This is a genomic window from Rossellomorea vietnamensis (assembly GCF_008180415.1).
Classification (GTDB): domain Bacteria; phylum Bacillota; class Bacilli; order Bacillales; family Bacillaceae_B; genus Rossellomorea; species Rossellomorea vietnamensis_C.
Genome location: NZ_VTEI01000022.1, coordinates 24,678 through 41,644, shown reverse-complemented (window position 1 = coordinate 41,644; position 16,967 = coordinate 24,678). Strand labels below are relative to the sequence as shown.

The 16,967-nt window shown below is 44.7% G+C and carries 12 protein-coding genes, 1 rRNA gene and 2 riboswitches; of the genes, 1 reads left to right on the top strand and 12 read right to left on the bottom strand.

The genetic code is table 11. The features are described from left to right. From FZC78_RS22180 to glcT, 3 genes are all read right to left on the bottom strand, one after another. Positions 1 to 370 (bottom strand): 16S ribosomal RNA (locus FZC78_RS22180); the annotation flags it as partial. 415 nt (positions 371 to 785) lie between these two features. Beyond that, positions 786 to 2,852 (bottom strand): glucose-specific PTS transporter subunit IIBC, encoded by a 2,067-nt coding sequence (ptsG, locus tag FZC78_RS22175; RefSeq protein WP_148942253.1) that lies wholly within the window; start codon positions 2,850 to 2,852, stop codon positions 786 to 788. Positions 2,853 to 3,029: 177 nt separating this feature from the next. Next, the gene (glcT, locus tag FZC78_RS22170; protein WP_148942252.1) at positions 3,030 to 3,872 is read right to left on the bottom strand and encodes a glucose PTS transporter transcription antiterminator GlcT; all 843 of its coding nucleotides are present in this window, start codon (positions 3,870 to 3,872) and stop codon (positions 3,030 to 3,032) included. A 102-nt stretch (positions 3,873 to 3,974) separates the two neighbouring features. Between glcT and FZC78_RS24440 the strand changes: the two genes are divergently transcribed. Further along, positions 3,975 to 4,175, top strand: coding sequence for a hypothetical protein (locus FZC78_RS24440; protein WP_252183709.1), 201 nt, complete (start codon positions 3,975 to 3,977; stop codon positions 4,173 to 4,175). 134 nt (positions 4,176 to 4,309) lie between these two features. Here FZC78_RS24440 and FZC78_RS22160 read toward each other — a convergent pair whose 3' ends face one another. From FZC78_RS22160 to FZC78_RS22120, 9 genes are all read right to left on the bottom strand, one after another. After that, positions 4,310 to 5,644 carry an NCS2 family permease gene (locus FZC78_RS22160; protein WP_148942251.1) on the bottom strand — a complete coding sequence of 445 codons (1,335 nt, stop codon included), beginning with the start codon at positions 5,642 to 5,644 and terminating at the stop codon, positions 4,310 to 4,312. A gap of 157 nt (positions 5,645 to 5,801) precedes the next feature. Next, a riboswitch (purine riboswitch) is annotated at positions 5,802 to 5,903 on the bottom strand. Between the two features lie 97 nt (positions 5,904 to 6,000). Then, positions 6,001 to 7,554, bottom strand: a complete 1,554-nt coding sequence (gene guaA, locus FZC78_RS22155) for a glutamine-hydrolyzing GMP synthase (RefSeq protein ID WP_148942250.1) — start codon at positions 7,552 to 7,554, stop codon at positions 6,001 to 6,003. A 227-nt stretch (positions 7,555 to 7,781) separates the two neighbouring features. Continuing rightward, positions 7,782 to 7,883: riboswitch (purine riboswitch) on the bottom strand. A 42-nt stretch (positions 7,884 to 7,925) separates the two neighbouring features. Beyond that, positions 7,926 to 10,136: a transglutaminaseTgpA domain-containing protein gene (locus FZC78_RS22150; RefSeq protein ID WP_148942249.1), complete on the bottom strand. Its 2,211-nt coding sequence runs from the start codon at positions 10,134 to 10,136 to the stop codon at positions 7,926 to 7,928. Continuing rightward, entirely contained in the window at positions 10,133 to 11,350 is a 1,218-nt protein-coding gene (locus FZC78_RS22145) for a DUF58 domain-containing protein (RefSeq protein ID WP_148942248.1), read from the bottom strand. Before FZC78_RS22145 ends, FZC78_RS22150 begins: the two co-directional genes overlap by 4 nt. Next, the gene (locus FZC78_RS22140) at positions 11,351 to 12,307 is read right to left on the bottom strand and encodes an AAA family ATPase (protein ID WP_148942247.1); all 957 of its coding nucleotides are present in this window, start codon (positions 12,305 to 12,307) and stop codon (positions 11,351 to 11,353) included. Between the two features lie 924 nt (positions 12,308 to 13,231). Continuing rightward, entirely contained in the window at positions 13,232 to 13,840 is a 609-nt protein-coding gene (locus tag FZC78_RS22135) for a nuclease-related domain-containing protein (protein WP_252183708.1), read from the bottom strand. Positions 13,841 to 14,062: 222 nt separating this feature from the next. Further along, positions 14,063 to 14,893, bottom strand: coding sequence for an ammonia-dependent NAD(+) synthetase (gene nadE, locus FZC78_RS22130; RefSeq protein WP_148942246.1), 831 nt, complete (start codon positions 14,891 to 14,893; stop codon positions 14,063 to 14,065). 85 nt (positions 14,894 to 14,978) lie between these two features. Continuing rightward, a complete protein-coding gene (locus FZC78_RS22125) occupies positions 14,979 to 16,454 on the bottom strand; it encodes a nicotinate phosphoribosyltransferase (protein ID WP_148942245.1) in 1,476 nt (491 codons plus the stop codon). 193 nt (positions 16,455 to 16,647) lie between these two features. Beyond that, positions 16,648 to 16,902, bottom strand: coding sequence for a hypothetical protein (locus FZC78_RS22120; protein WP_148942244.1), 255 nt, complete (start codon positions 16,900 to 16,902; stop codon positions 16,648 to 16,650). Positions 16,903 to 16,967 lie beyond the last annotated feature (65 nt).

The following is a 16,967-nucleotide window of genomic DNA, read 5'->3' as shown; positions in this document are numbered from 1 at the left end:
TTCCCTACTGCTGCCTCCCGTAGGAGTCTGGGCCGTGTCTCAGTCCCAGTGTGGCCGATCACCCTCTCAGGTCGGCTACGCATCGTTGCCTTGGTGAGCCGTTACCTCACCAACTAGCTAATGCGCCGCGGGTCCATCTGTAAGTGGCAGCCGAAGCCGCCTTTCCACTTTTCCTCATGCGAGGAAAAGAACTATCCGGTATTAGCCCCGGTTTCCCGGAGTTATCCCAGTCTTACAGGCAGGTTACCCACGTGTTACTCACCCGTCCGCCGCTGATTTAAGGGAGCAAGCTCCCATCAATCCGCTCGACTTGCATGTATTAGGCACGCCGCCAGCGTTCGTCCTGAGCCAGGATCAAACTCTCCGAAAGAAGTTTGACTTGCTCATTTGCTAATTTTCAAAGTGTTAGCAACTTTGTAAGAAACATGTTCCTACTAGATTTACGTTGACGTTTTGTTTGTTTTGTTCAGTTTTCAAGGTTCAATCGACCAGAAGTCTATCATACCATGACGTTTCGTCATTGTCAACTTCTGCGAAATTCATTTTTCGTTGCTCTGTTTGAAGCAACTTTTATATCTTATCATCACCCACATACTCTGTCAACAAGTTATTTTAACTTTTTAAGAGCTGCTTAAGCCGCTGTGTTTCCCGCGACGGTCTAAACAGTATAACAAGTATTTATAAATGAGTCAACAGCCTTTATTAAATTTATTCTACCCCTCATTTATTCCATAATTACACACAAAAAAACCGGACCCTTTAAAAGGATCCGGTTTTCTCTTTCCCTAATCAATAGAGATGATATTCTCGTCTTTAGCGTTTATCTTACCTTCTTTTTCAATCCTTACGGTCTTGCCCTCTTTCAGGTTTGTAAAGATGATCGGCGTAATAATAGAAGGAGCATTGTCTCGGATGTAGTCCAGATCCACTTTCAATAGCGGCTGACCTGCTTCGACTTTGTCTCCTTCTTTTATCAGAGACTCAAATCCTTTTCCTTCTAATTTTACTGTATCAATACCGACATGGATCAGCACTTCTTTTCCACCTTTGGACTCAAGGCCGATTGCATGCTTCGTCGGGAAGACATTAACTACTTTACCGTCCACTGGAGATACGATTAGGCCATCAGTTGGCAGAACGGCAAATCCATCTCCCATCATTTTTTGCGAGAAGACCTGGTCAGGTACTTCAGAAAGATCTTTGATTTCCCCTGTGATAGGAGAAACAAACTTTTCATCTGCAAAGTCTTCCTCATTTTGAAGAGCATCAGGATTGACTTCTTCAATTTGCTGCTCGACTTCCTCATCAGCGTTTGTTTCTGCTTTGCGAGGAGTTTTGCCCATCATGATATCTTTGATTTGTGATTTCAGGGTATCTGACTTAGGACCGAAAATCGCTTGGATGCTGTTTCCTACTTCAAGCACTCCTGAGGCTCCTAATTTCTTCAACCTGTTTTTATCAACTTGCTTCTCATCATTTACTGATACACGAAGACGGGTGATACATGCATCAAGGTGAGCGATGTTCTCTTTTCCGCCCAGTGCTCCTAGTACATCGTTCGCCAGGTCGGAACCTGTTGAAGGCGTTCCGTCCTCTTCTTCTTCTTCTTCTTCTTCACGGCCTGGAGTAGCCAGGTTGAATTTGCGGATGGCGAATCGGAACCCGAAGTAATAGATGACCGCGAATACCAACCCTACTGGAATGACAAGCCACCAGTTTGTCTGTGGATTGATAACACCGAATAAGATGTAATCGATCAATCCCCCAGAGAAGGTCATACCGATTTTTACATCAAGCAGATGCATAGTCATAAACGAAAGTCCGGCAAAGACCGCATGGATCCCGAAAAGAACCGGAGCTACGAATAGGAATGAGAACTCAAGTGGTTCTGTAATACCTGTAAGGAAAGAAGTCAGAGCAGCAGACCCCATGATCCCTGCAACAATTTTCTTTCTTTCAGGTCGTGCCTCATGGTAGATAGCGAGCGCTGCTGCAGGAAGTCCGAACATCATGAATGGATATTTACCCGTCATGAACGTTCCAGCAGTCAATTCCTGGACGTTATCCTGGATTTGTTTCATAAAGATTGCCTGGTCACCACGGACAACATTTCCTGCTTCCGTAGTATATGAACCGAATTCGAACCAGAATGGTGAATAGAAAATATGATGCAGACCGAACGGGATCAATGATCGTTCCACAATCCCGAAGATTAATGCTGCAAATGTTCTATTTTCATTCAGCATAAAATTGGAGAATGTATTCAATCCTGACTGTACAGGCGGCCACACTATCAGCATCAATAAACCAACAATTACGGCTGATGCGGCTGTTGCTATCGGCACAAATCGTTTACCTGCAAAGAACCCTAAGTACGACGCCAATTCTATATTAAAGAAGCGATTGTACATATAGGCTGACAGAATACCGATGATTATACCGCCAAATACTCCTGTCTGCAGAGTCGGGATTCCCAACACACTTGCGTATGCCGTATTATCTGCGACTTCTTCTGCTGTAATGCCCAGGGCAGCACCCATTGTGGCATTCATGATTAAATACCCCACTATGGCTGCAAGCCCGGCAACTCCTTCACCACCGGCGAGGCCAATGGCAACACCAACTGCAAAAAGGAGCGCGAGATTATCAAAGATAATTCCGCCAGCCTGCTTCATGACAGCTGCAACATTGGCCACCCATCCTGTTTCAAGGAAAGGGGCGATGTCGAGCAGCGTCGGGTTTTCAAGTGCCGATCCAAGGGCCAGTAAAATACCGGCTGCAGGAAGAATCGCTACTGGCAGCATTAACGCTTTACCTACTTTTTGCAAAACACCGAATGCTTTTTTAAACAAAGTAATAACCTCCCAAAATTGTTTTTAATGGACAAAATAATAGCGGCAAACACAAAAAAGGCATGAGCAAAAGAGAAACTGATCGTGTATAGAGATAGATTACCCCAAAATACACAAATCAATTATCTTCTTTACTCATGCCTGATCGTATCAGTAACACGTGAAGAGATAAGTTCATTATTTAACTTTATTCTGTATCCGCTGCAGATGCATCGTCAGATAGACCGCTTCCGCATCGTCCACTGGTTTTTTTAGTGTTTGCTGCATTATCTTGATTAATTTCCATGATAGATTATAGCACACTGGATATTCTTCTTTCAATAATAATGCTATTTTTTCTGGTTCCTGTACACGTTCCTGCCTCAAAACCCGCTCGATGGTGTAACGAAGGTGTCGGACAAGCCGCATATAGGGAACGCTCTCCTTATCAATTCCAACCTGAAGGGTTCCTTCAATCATTGAAGTCAATGTTCCTATCAGTTGAGAATGCCGATTGACCTGCGACAAATCCTTGTTCATCATTGCGCTGTGAATATGCAGGGCAATGAACCCAATTTCACCTTCTGGGAGTTCAACGTTGGTTTCTTCATTTAAAAGAGTGACAACATCTTTGGCCACCTCATATTCAAACGGGTAAAGGGCTTTGGTTTCCATCAGGAAAGGATTGCGTATCGCCATGCCTTTCATCAGCCGGTTCATCGCAAACAAGATATGATCTGTCAGAGCGACGTGAATATGTTCATTAAGAAAGGAGTTAGTTCTGTTTCTAATCAGTTCTATAGCAGAGATGATGGTATCCAGCATATCTTCCTCCAGATACGGCAGCAGCAACTTGTACTGCTCCTGCTCTTTCTCTCCTTTTAAAACAAACATCTTCTCGACGATTTCATTTTCAATAAGATCTCCCTTTTTCGCCGTGAAACCGATCCCTTTCCCTATCAACACGACTTCCTCATAGTTTTCATGCTTGGCAATCAGGACATTATTGTTAAGTACTTTTTTCACTTCTATATGAACCATGCACGTTTTCCCTCTTTTTCAGGTTAGACTCTAGTATCTTATTGATTCTAACGAAAGCGCTCTCTCTTTTCAATCATTGTAGTTCACAAAAGCGAAAGCGCCTTGATCAGCCCCGACAGGCAAATGTTCCAAAGAGAAAAAAAGGCGGGCTTCCCTTTTATTCTCTTTGGGTTATTTAACCCCGAGGGGCTAGGCGCTGGAGCTGGACGCAACAAAAGCGGAAGCGCCTTGATCAGCCCCGACAGGCAAATGTTCCAAAGAGAAAAAAGGCGGGCTTTCCTTTATTCTCTTTGGAACATTTGACCCCGAGGGGCTAGGCGCTGGAGCTGGACGGATTAAAAGCGAAAGCGCCTTGATCAGCCTTGTCACCCAAGATTAATTCAATCATTTCTTAACAATAAAAAAACAGCCCCTCCAAAAGAGAAGCTGCCGTGAGATTAAACTAAGAATATGAAATATAGTACGAAGATGGCAAACAGAAGGTACATAATCGGGTGAATCTCTTTTCCACGGCCCTTCATAAGCATCGTGATTGGATAGAAGATGAACCCGACCGCAATTCCTGTTGCGATACTGTACGTGAGCGGCATCGCGATAACCGTCAAGAAAGCAGGTACGGCGATTTCGAATTTGTTCCAGTCAATTTTCCCAATAGCAGATACCATCAGCACACCAACTATGATTAATGCCGGCGCTGTTACCGGTGAGGTGATGACTTCAAGCAGCGGGAAGAAGAACAGGGAAAGCAGGAAGAATCCGGCTGTCACTACAGAAGCAAATCCTGATCTTGCTCCTGCTGCAACCCCTGCAGAAGATTCAATGTAAGAAGTTGTTGTTGAAGTACCTAATACCGCTCCGACAACCGTCGCGCATGAATCTGCAAAAAGAGCCTTGCCCGCTCTTGGAAGTTTGTTGTCCTTCATCAAGTTAGCCTGATTCGCTACTGCCACAAGAGTCCCGGCTGTGTCAAAGAAGTCAACGAATAAAAATGTTAATACAACAACCAGCATTTGAATGGTGAAAACACTTGATATGTCATTGAAAAGCGGATCGAGAGCAGCCCCGAAAGTCGGCTCAAGACTTGGGATTGCACCAACAACCTGATTCGGAAGTTCGATGAGTCCAAAAATCATTCCGACGATTGCCGTTGCGACCATTCCGAAGAAAATCCCGCCCTTGGTTCCTCTTGTCATCAGAATGACCGTAATGAAGATACCAAACACAGCCAGAAGCGTATTTCCGTTCGTCAAATCACCAAGACCCACGAGTGTAGCATCATTATTCGTGATGATTCCTGCATTTTGAAACCCAACAAAGGTAATGAAAAGTCCAATACCTGCTCCAACCGCGAACTTCAATTCTGCAGGTATAGAATTAATGATTTTTTCCCGGAGACCAGTCAATGTTAAGACAATGAAGATTAACCCTGAGATCAAAACGCCTGTCAAAGCCGCTTGCCAAGTAATGCCCATCGTTAACACGACAGTGTATGCGAAGAATGCGTTCAGTCCCATACCCGGCGCCAGAGCAATCGGGTATTTGGCTATCAGTCCCATAATGAGAGAACCGATTGCCGCCGCCAAAGCTGTTGCGACGAATACCGCTCCATAATCCATTCTCATGCTGTCCGGCAGATCCGGTACAGATTGTAAAGACAGCGTGATCGGGTTGACGACCAGGATATAGGCCATCGATAAGAATGTTGTTAATCCGCCTATAAATTCACGGCTGTAGGTGGTGCCAAGCTGATCAAATTGGAAAAACTTTTTCATTTTCCTTACCTCCTCTAAAATTCCCGCCGTTTTCAGTTAAGGTGATCCGCCTGGACAGAAAAATGCCCTGAACGACCGTCGTTCAGGGCATGACATACTGGTATGGTAAGAAAAACTAGTTTCAAAGAATAAATGATAGCATGAATCATAGACTAGTCTTCACAAACCATCACCTCGTAGTCAAGCCATTTACGGTAGCTCGGTAGAAACTGCTGGGCCTTATCCCCAAAATTATACGACGTAATGTTAGTTATCTAATTAAGTTCATTGTTATTGTAACAATCAGAACCGTACTAGTCAATACGAAACACGAACATTTTTATATGATTTTTTATTAACGTTCGTAAAAAAGGTTTTTATTCCCACTCAATCGTTGCTGGCGGCTTGCTCGTAATATCATAAACCACCCGGTTGATGTGATCGACTTCATTGACAATCCTTGTGGAGATCAACTCAAGTACATCCCAAGGAATCCTTGCCCAGTCCGATGTCATTCCATCGATCGATGTAACTGCTCTGATGCCGATTGTGTAGTCATATGTGCGGGCATCTCCCATGACACCGACGCTGCGGATATCTGGCAGAACAGTGAAGTACTGCCAAATATCACGGTCAAGACCGGCTTTTTTGATCTCTTCACGAAGGATATGATCGGACTCTCTCACAATTTCAAGCTTCTCTTCGGAAATCTCACCCAGCACGCGAATGCCAAGGCCTGGTCCCGGGAAAGGCTGGCGCCAAACGATTTCATCAGGGATTCCCATTTCACTGCCAAGCGCACGAACCTCATCCTTGAAAAGGGTATTCAAAGGTTCGATCAGCTGGAACTGCATATCTTCCGGAAGGCCGCCGACATTATGGTGAGACTTGATTGTCTGCGCAGTCGCGGTTCCGCTCTCAATGATGTCTGTATAGAGCGTTCCTTGAGCCAGGTAATCAATTCCTTCGAGCTTTGTGGCTTCATCATCGAAAACATAAATAAATTCATTTCCGATAATCTTGCGCTTCTGCTCAGGATCAGAAACACCTTTCAATTTATTCATGAAGCGTTCCTTCGCATCCACTTTGATCACATTCATATTGAAGCCTTCAGAGAATGTCTTCATGACACCTTCTGCTTCATCCTTCCTCAACAATCCATGATCAACAAAGATACATGTCAGCTGATCACCGATTGCTTTATGGATCAATACCGCTACTACAGAAGAATCTACCCCGCCGCTAAGGGCACAAAGGACTTTTTTATCTCCGACTGTCTGGCGGATTTTCTCCATTTCAATTTCAATAAAGTTCTCCATGGACCAATCATCTGTACATCCGCAAATATCAAAGACAAAATTCTTCAGCAGGTCATTTCCGTATTGAGAATGACGGACTTCCGGATGGAACTGAACAGCGTATAAGCCTCTGGCTTCATCGCTCATTGACGCAATCGGACAAGACGGGTTTGTCCCATCCACTGTAAAACCTTCAGGAGCTTCCACAACCAGATCGCCGTGGCTCATCCAGACGATCTGCTCCTCAGGCAGGCTGCCGAACAATTTTGAAGAGTGCTCTACAGTCAGCTTGGCTTTTCCATATTCACGGTGCTTGGCTCTCTCCACTTTCCCGCCAAAGTGCATTGTCATTAACTGCATGCCGTAGCAGATTCCCAAAATCGGGACTTCCAAATCAAAGATCCTTTCGTCACAACGGAAAGCATCCTCTCCGTAAACACTATTAGGACCGCCCGAGAAGATGATTCCGCTTGGATTCATCTCTTTAATTTCTTCCACTGTAATCGTGTGAGGGTGAAGTTCACTATACACACCAAACTCACGAATCCTTCTCGTGATCAACTGATTATACTGACTGCCGAAATCCAAAACGACAATCATTTCCTGATTATGCAATTCCGCTTTTCCCGTCATCCTGTTCACCTCATAGAGTTATTTCGTTTATTTATTACACTATTTTGCCCAAAAGAGTTAACAGCACAGGCGCCCTTTTGGTTAATTCAATAAAAGGCCCCTAGCGCCAAAGCCGTCTTCAGCTATCCTAACCGAATCCTCAAAACGGATCCACCCGAAAAAAAACCAGAATCCAGCCTTATATAAAGGCAGAATTCTGGTTTTGATCCCTCACGCTTATATCACATCAAAATGAATACTGCCTTCATAGTCAGATCATTTACGGTGACCCGGTAGAGACTTTCGAACCATATCTTCGAGGATATATGAAGGTTTGCAAACCGTATTTATTTTACATTTCGACATCATTTTATAACGGGAAGGAGCGATGGTCAACCTGTTGTCCTTTTAATTAAATTTTCCCACAATTCCCGAAGCTGATTCCAATCATGCTCCGTAAGCTTTTGACCGTAAAGTGTTCGTTCATATTTGTCAGTGAGGGATGTCATCTCCCTGCTGCCAAAGAAAGAATCCACATATTGCGAATAAGTTCTGAGTGTCTGCCCTTCATCCATTTTCAGCCCATAGCGCTTCAACTGATCCAGCAGCGCCAGGTATGCTTTCGGGAAGGTGTCTTCATCCTTTTTGAACTTATAATATGGAATGAGGAGGTAAGGCAGCCAGCGCCTTCTCACCAGGAAAACCCCATAACCGATTATAGTAATCGCAAGGATAACCAGCAGGATTTTTTCCCAATGATCCTTAACGTTGTTCACAGTATCCTCCCACAAACCAGCGAGGGAAAAGCTTGATGAATTGCTGCCGGAAGCCTCTTCATCTTCCGGTGTCATATCCTTCTCAGGTGTCTCAGGTTCCGGTGCAGGCACTACCGCTGTTTCATCCGTTTCAGGAAGTTCATAATCATAGTTTACGATCGTGCTTCCGGTAAAACCGACAGTAGGCTCGAACTGGACCCAGCCTTCTCCAGGGAAATACACTTCTACCCAGGAATGGGCATTGTTGTTAGTCACTTTATACGTTTTATATTGGGTATCGATCGTCCTTTGATACTCCCCTTCGGTGTACCCTTTTACCCATCTCGCAGGAATACCCAGCGAACGGACAAGCACTACCATTGAAGTGGAGTAGTTATCACAGTATCCCATCTGTGTTTCAAACAAGAACTGATCGACATAGTCCTGCCCTTCTTCAGGGACAGGGACTTCCGTCTGTTCATACACGAAGCCTTCCTCACTGAAATACCCTTCGATCGCTCTCACTTTTTGATACCAGTTTTCCTCATCTGCCGTGATGGTTTCCGCCAGTTCCCTTACCCTCTCCGGCAGTTCTTCCGGCAGCTGGGTATATTTTTCAAGAAATGGCTGTGTTTCTTCAGAGAACGAATCCTCCGAAACAGATTCCAACCCTTTCAAAGAGTAAACAGGATTGCGGTAGTGAACACTGTATTCTTCAAGCTTCACTTTTTCCTGATCTCTCAGAGTTGTGATTTTTGTAGTATCCTCACTGATGGAGAATGTCCCCTCTTCATTTCCTTGAAAAGAACTGACTCCATACGGATAGACCACGTGGGAATAGGGTTCCCTGACTTTTAATACTTCTGAATCAGGCTCCCTTTCCGGGTCAGGTTCAGTTAAATAGAGCGGCACTTCTTCCCCCGAAGCGAACGTGACACTCTCTTCTGACTCCTCAGTACCTGTTCGCTCCCAGCCTTGGCCGGTATAGATATCCTTACTCTCGATTCTCCAGTAGTGTTCCCTGACGACATCCGCATCGAACACCGTCTTCGGGTCACCCCTGAACGGACCGCCAAGGCGGCTGTCATCTGTTCCATAACCGAGCTTGGAAACACCACTCCCGACACCGTCATTATCATCAGCAAATGCCTTCAGGTAAGGAACCGGATCCGGCCAGACAGGATCAATCTTCGGTCCTGCAAAAGCCAGCACCGAACTTGCCCCGATCATAATTACCAGCGGAATCATCCAGCTTCCTGCACCCAGCCTCGAACCCCGCAGGCTCTCCTGGTCCTTCAAGCGAAGAAGGGCCAGCATTCCGAGAAGCAGGAATCCGAGAATAATGACACGGATGATCGCGCCTTTCGCGTCAAACGATGTAAAAGTATCGAGTAAACTGATATAGATGATTGTCATGATATAGAACAAAAGCATGCTTTTTCTAACCGACAACCAATAATGAATCAAATACGTCATCAGCCACAGCAGAATGAAAAACAAGAGGCTGCGGTACATATCCGATAGCATTGACCATTCCCTGCCTATTGTTAATCCAATATTGTCCCAAAGTTCTCTTATCATTGCTTCTGCAGGATGAAGGAAAGTATCCTTTGAATATAGATGATACAGCGAAAACAAAATAAAAATCGTTTTAATGGAAAACGACAGGACTTTATTCAAATTGAAATAATACAGGACCATCGACAGGAAGATGAATGCGACGAAATATCCTATGTTCCCTGTATCCGTAACTTCATTCAGCGGCCGTAACCATTCCCATAATAAAATGAATGCGAGACCATATAGAAGGACCCGCTGGAACTTCATGGGCTGTGCTCCATTATTCATGCGTTCTTCACCTCCGAAAACGCAGAATCAAATTCTCCTTCATAACTAACCTTCAGCCAAATACCCCTTCCGGCAGCCATTGCTTTCAAGGCTTTTTCCTCATCTGTGAGGTATGCCCCTTTTTCCTTAATTAAAAAGATGACTACTGACGAATTCCGTTTGGCATACGATCTCACCGTCGATATCAATTTTTTTGAAATGGAACCGGTAATGAACATGACTGCAGCAGATTGCTGATAATTGATCCCTTCTCCTTCAAGGACCTTGGAAAGATCATAGTTACTGTCTGCTTTCACCTTGGCCAAATGATGATAAAGCTGGCGCTGATGCTCTTCTCCCCCTCTGATTGGGAAGGAAATATGGTCTTCTCCAATAGAAAGCAGTCCTGCCTGGGCACCTTTTCGCAAAATCGCTTTTAAAATCGAAGCCGCAAAAGTGACCATGGGTTCGAAAGCCTGTGAAGATTCACGGTCCAGAACCACCAGCACGTCGTGTGACTGCCTCTCTTCAAATTCTTTGGTCATCAACTCATTTGTACGGGCAAAGGATTTCCAATGAATCCATGAAAAACGATCCCCGGGCTGATATTCCTTGATTCCCGTCGCCATCGTCGTATCCTTCTGGATTTTCACATTGGATGAAGTCATTCCCTGATCATACCGGCTTTCCATCGGGCGGTAGATCACATCCACAAACGACGGATACACAAGAAGGGTGTTGGAACACGTTACCGTTGTCTCTTTTTCAAATATCCCAAAGAAATCACCTGTCTTCAAACGGACTGCCGAAAAAGGATGCTCTCCCCGGGGCAGTTCATCTATGGTGTATTTCAAATGAAATTCCCTTCTGAAACCAGGGTATATGATGGATTTTGCTTTTTGAAAAGAAGATCTGTAAAAAATCGAAGGAGATACGATATCATCTGCAACCAGATAAAATAATGGAAACGGAAATCTCCTCCTGATATGGAGTGACACTTCCATTGATTCCCCCGCTTTAAAATCTGTTGATTTAAACGTACGTTCCACTTCGAAATTGGACAGCGGGTACATCGAAACCATCAGGGAAAACAAGGCAAAAGGAACAAAGCTGTAGAACAGGAACCAGCTGACGAACCCCCCTTGAAACAATGCGTAAACAAGTGTCACTGCCCATAAAACAATGAGCAGCAGCAGCTTGCCTATCACCTTTAAAAGCTGTAATCTCTTCTTCATTTATCTCACAAGCCTTTGAACAGGCACAGGAATCCGTGCAATGACACGTTCCACTACATCCTCAGCAGTAATGCCTTCATATTTAGCTTCTGATTTCAAAATAATCCGGTGAGAGAACACGAATGGAGCAAGATACTGAACATCATCCGGAATAACATAATCCCTATTTTTCAAGTAAGCATACGCCTGGCAAGCCCTCATCAATGCAATTGACCCACGCGGGCTCGCTCCCAGATACACCTGGGCATGAAGTCTTGTTCTGTGGGCAATTTCCACGATATATTTTTTCAGCGTATCATCGACTATAATTTCTTTGACTTCCTCCTGAAGCATGCGAAGTTCTTCCAGCGAAATGACCGCATCCAAATCCTCTATCGGCGGATTTTTCTGGGCACGGTGAAGAATCTCCATTTCTTCCTCCATCTCGGGATAACCCATTTTCATCTTAAGAAGAAAACGGTCCAATTGCGCTTCCGGAAGAGGATATGTACCTTCATACTCAATCGGGTTCTGTGTCGCCATTACGAAGAACGGCTTATCAAGCTTACGGGTAACCCCGTCAATCGTCACACTGTGCTCTTCCATCCCCTCAAGCAGCGCGGACTGTGTCTTTGGCGATGTCCGGTTGATCTCATCGGCAAGGATGATGTTCCCCATGATCGGCCCCGGCCTGAAATGGAACTCACTGTCTCTCGGATTATAAATCGAAACACCGATTACATCTGATGGCAGCAGGTCAGGGGTAAACTGGATCCGCTTGAACGATGCTCCCACCGACTTCGCGAGAGCACGGACCATCATCGTTTTCCCCACACCCGGTACATCTTCTAGAAGCACGTGACCGTTTGCCAAAAGCGCAACTAGGCTCAGTTCAGCGACGGTCCTCTTTCCGATCATCACTTTCTCAATATTATCTATCACATTCTGTAACTTTGGATTCATTACGTTTGTCGTCATTCTATTCCCTCCTGAGGCTCTGACTGACATATACCTGTCTATTTACTTATTACATTCTCGGGAAGGGAGTGAAAACCCTTCAGAATATTTTAATAATATAGAGAATCTTTAGGTATTTTGTCTAATCTTTGATATTAATCTTTGTTTAGACTACTTTATGGGACCCTTCTTTGATGGGGTGCTGACGGATTAACAATCTGAATTTTCTGTTACAATTATATAACAAAATACATTATTTTGAAATGGTGATGGGTTTGGGAATTTTTTGGGGATGTTCTAGACAGGATCGCGGGTACAAATTCTTTGATGTACTTCGCTTTTCGAGCGAGGTACATCATCTTGAGGATTTTTCCGTTTGATGTACTTCGCTTTTCGAGCGAGGTACATCATCTTGAGGATTTTTCCGTTTGATGTACTTCGCTTTCCGAGCGAGGTACATCATCTTGAAGATTTTTCCGTTTGATGTACTTCGCTTTCCGAGCGAGGTACATCATCTTGAGGATTTTTCCGTTTGATGTACTTCGCTTTTCGAGCGAGGTACATCATCTTGAGGATTTTTCCGTTTGATGTACTTCGCTTTTCGAGCGAGGTACATCATCTTGAGGATTTTCTCTTTTGATGTACTTGGCTTTTCGAGCAAAACAGAGTATTCATCATTTATAAGATTCTAAGTCTCTAGTTCTCCGTTCAGCTATAATAAGAACACTGACTATGCTTTTGATAAATAAAATTCTTCTGAAGCACTATCCTGATAGTTCTCTCATCTTTAACAATGCCACACCATTCATGAATTTTGACGGTAGTCAACCTTACTTCAGGAAACAAAAACCTAAACTCCTCCACACTCCGCAATATAGCATCAGAACTGCACTCCTTTCCTCCGCAAAACCCGCAGCAAAGAACTCTTTTAAACTCCGCATAAAACTACCCGCACCCCCGACAAACCATTCCCTTGCGCAGCTCATCATAGCGGTACTTCGGCACACTATCATAGGGAGACTCGCCAATATTGAGAGCTAATAGTTTCTCGGCAGCACGGATATCGGCATTTCTGATTTTCCAAGAGTTGTGCAGGAGGCTATTCCGAAACCGGTTCATTTGAGCTGGATAGACGATGGGCAGATTGGACGGGACATTGTAGAGGTGGAATTCGGGATTGATTAAAATGAGGTGAGACTTTACAGCGAGGGGGATACTATGGTTATTGACTAGTTGGTTTAATAGGGTTTCTGTTTTATCAACTTGAATTAGGGGGTTTTTAACAGGGTTTCCTGATGGAGAAATCCATTTCCCTTTGTCTATGGAGTAGTCGCCTTCGAGGTTTTTGACTTCGAAGTGATGGAGGGTGCCCGAGGAGATTCCGAATGAGTCGACTTGGAAATGGTTATTGTTTTGATTAAGATTTACGTCATTCAGGAAGATCACTTTTTCCGATACCGACAGCGGCACTGCCCACTTATCGAAGTTCACTTCCCCTTCGTATCCTTTTTCTTTGTAAAGGTAATAGCTTTCTTCACTTTCGCTGAAATTCATCCTTGGCCGCAGACCTCTTAATATTATCAGCTCTCGGGGTACACTCCGCTCTTTCATGATCAAGCAGCATCATTCCTTCCCTTCAGATATGTTAATTTTATACAATAACCTTCGGGGCGTCCACCTTTAGCGCGGGCATTAACACGCAATGAACCGCAGTCTCCGGTCTTCACCTAGCAAAAAGACCGGCTAGGTACACCAGCCGGTCTCTTCAAAATTAAACTATTCCTTCCACCAATCATCAAAAACGCTTATAGGCAGTTCGCGTTTGTGCCTGGTTTTGAGGAAGTGGCCGCTGATCGTGTTGGCGGCTTGTTCTGATACTTCTTTGCCTTCGAGGTAGTCGTCAATTTCGTTATAGGTTACTCCCAATGCGTCTTCGTCAGCAAGAAGCGGGCGGTCATCTTCGAGGTCGGCTGTTGGGATTTTAGTGTATAGATGCTCAGGGGCACCTAGTTCCATAAGAAGCGCTCGGCCCTGACGCTTGTTCAGGCGGAAAATCGGCACAAGGTCTGCAGCTCCGTCACCGTGTTTGGTATAGAAGCCCGTTACCGCTTCGGCGGAGTGATCCGTCCCGAGAACCACACCATTACTCATGGCAGCCATGCTGTACTGCACCTTCATGCGTTCTCTTGCTTTTTCATTGCCTTTGGTGAAGTCAGAGAGCGGAACTCCTGCTTCCTTCATTGCCGCTGCGCTTGCGTCGACGGCTCCTTTGATGTTGACGGTGTAGGATTTGCTCGGCTGGATAAACTCGATCGCATCCAGGGCATCCTGTTCGTCATTTTGTTTTCCATAAGGAAGGCGGACAGCGACAAATTGGTATTCATCTGTATTGTTCTCTTCGTTCAGTTCATTCACCGCTTGCTGTGCCAGCTTTCCGACAAGCGTGGAATCCTGACCTCCTGAAATTCCGAGCACAAGGCTTTTCAGAAATGGATATTTTTTCAAATAATTTTTCATCAAGTCTACGCTTCTTCTGATTTCTTCTTTGGGATTGATTTCCGGCTGCACTTTCATTTCTTCAACAATTTGTTTTTGCAAAGAATCCATCTTGTGATTTCACTCTCCTGACAGGATTTTTTTAACTATTCTACTATTATAATACCTTTGCACGAGAGGCTACAAACATGGAACCTTAGCACTTGGCGCTGTGCCGGTATTCCTGGACCTTCTGTTTGACTTCCTCGATATTGCGCATTTTGTTGTTCCAGCACTTTTCACTTAAGTCCACCGGATAATCCTCGGGGTTCATGAGACGCTTATACTCATCCCAAAGGAGATCAATGCTTTCCTCTAAGTAGGCCCGGATTTCCTGCAGTGATGGCAGCTTGTAGACAAGCTGTCCATCCTTGAAGACATCGATATGAAGATCTTTTGCCTCAAAATTAGTGACAAACTTGCTGATGAATGTGTGGACAGGATGGAACATTTTAATCCTGTCCTGCTCCTGCGGTTTTTCCTCTTCCAGAGTGATGTAATCTCCTTCTGACTTGCCACTCGTTTTGTTGATGATTCTGTAGACATTCTTCAATCCGGGGGTTGACACTTTTTCGGCATTGCTGGAAATTTTCATTGTATCGGTCATTTCACCTTTTTCGTTCTCGATCGACACCAGCTTGTAGACCGCTCCAAGTGCAGGCTGATCATAGCCGGTAATGAGTTTGGTCCCAATTCCCCAGGTATTGATCTTAGCGCCCTGGGCTTTCAAGTTCATGATTGTATACTCGTCAAGATCATTCGAGGCAACGATACCGGCATCATGGAAGCCCGCTTCATCCAGCATCACCCTTGCTCTTTTTGACAAGTAAGCCATGTCTCCGCTGTCCAAGCGGATTCCTTTAAAATTGATCCGGTCTCCCATCTCTTTCGCAACCTGGATTGCGGCCGGCACTCCTGATTTTAACGTATCATAGGTATCAACCAGGAACACACAGTCCTTGTGGGATTCAGCGTATTTTTTAAAAGAAGTATAGTCATCGCGATAGGCCTGTACCATTGAATGGGCATGAGTCCCGGCTACCGGAATACCGAATAGCTTGCCGGCGCGGACATTGCTTGTCGCATTGAAGCCTCCAATGAATGCTGCCCTCGTTCCCCAAATGGCGGCATCCATCTCCTGGGCCCGCCTTGTACCGAACTCCATCACGACCTCATCTTGAACGACTTCCCTGATCCTTGCCGCTTTCGTCGCAATCAAGGTTTGGAAATTCACAATATTGAGAAGGGCTGTTTCCAAGAGCTGTGCTTGTGCCAGTGGAGCTTCCACCCTGATCATCGGCTCGTTTCCGAATGCCAGCTCGCCTTCTTTCATCGAACGGACGCTTCCCGTGAAGCGCAGTTCCTTCAAATACTGTAAAAATTCCTCTTCGTATCCAACTTCCTCCCGCAGGAATTCAATATCCGATTCACTGAAATGAAAGTTTTCAATATAGCGGATGACCCGCTCCAGGCCGGCGAACACTGCGTAACCGTTACCAAAAGGCAGCTTCCGGAAAAACAATTCAAATACCGCTTTCTTATCATGAATTCCATCTTCCCAATAAGTTTTGGCCATATTGATTTGATACAAGTCTGTATGTAAAGCCAGGCTGTCATCAGAATACTTATACATCCACCTTCACTCCTTCGAGTTGCGATTCTTGTTATCCTATATAAATAGACTATTTTTTATATTTTAACCATAAATGGGGGTTTTCATCGGGAATTTGGATCTTCAGCCGGGGCAAATGGTGTTGCTTCTCGATATAAAATTTTTATAGAAAATAAAAAAACACCAGCTGCTCCTAAACAACTGGTGTTCTCCATTAAACTAACAGCCCGAAAAGAGCCCCGACAATTCCTAATACCAATGCGAGGATAAACCACAGGATGGACAGAATGACAATGACCCATCCCAGTCCTTTTCTGCCTGTCTGGATAAAATAAATCCCCAGTACGATCGCACCGAAAATCAGTCCTAAAATCCCCCAAAGCCATGGGTTCTTCCCGCGTTTCCTGGCATCGACGAATAAATAGACGGCGATGATGATATTGATGATAAAACTTAATGAAAATTCCAAGATCCCACTCCCTTTCTGTTTTGCGGCTTTTTCTTATTGCTCTATTCATACAGATTTTTTTATCT

Coding starts and splice junctions, on each gene's coding strand:
- FZC78_RS22140 (WP_148942247.1), bottom strand. CDS start 12,307: ATGACGACAAACGTAATGAATCCAAAGTTACAGAATGTGATAGATAAT.
- guaA (WP_148942250.1), bottom strand. CDS start 7,554: ATGACGGGAAAAGCGGAATTGCATAATCAGGAAATGATTGTCGTTTTG.
- nadE (WP_148942246.1), bottom strand. CDS start 14,893: ATGGATTCTTTGCAAAAACAAATTGTTGAAGAAATGAAAGTGCAGCCG.
- FZC78_RS22145 (WP_148942248.1), bottom strand. CDS start 11,350: ATGAAGAAGAGATTACAGCTTTTAAAGGTGATAGGCAAGCTGCTGCTG.
- glcT (WP_148942252.1), bottom strand. CDS start 3,872: ATGGTTCATATAGAAGTGAAAAAAGTACTTAACAATAATGTCCTGATT.
- FZC78_RS22125 (WP_148942245.1), bottom strand. CDS start 16,454: ATGTATAAGTATTCTGATGACAGCCTGGCTTTACATACAGACTTGTAT.
- FZC78_RS22160 (WP_148942251.1), bottom strand. CDS start 5,644: ATGAAAAAGTTTTTCCAATTTGATCAGCTTGGCACCACCTACAGCCGT.
- FZC78_RS22135 (WP_252183708.1), bottom strand. CDS start 13,840: ATGAATTTCAGCGAAAGTGAAGAAAGCTATTACCTTTACAAAGAAAAA.
- FZC78_RS22150 (WP_148942249.1), bottom strand. CDS start 10,136: ATGAATAATGGAGCACAGCCCATGAAGTTCCAGCGGGTCCTTCTATAT.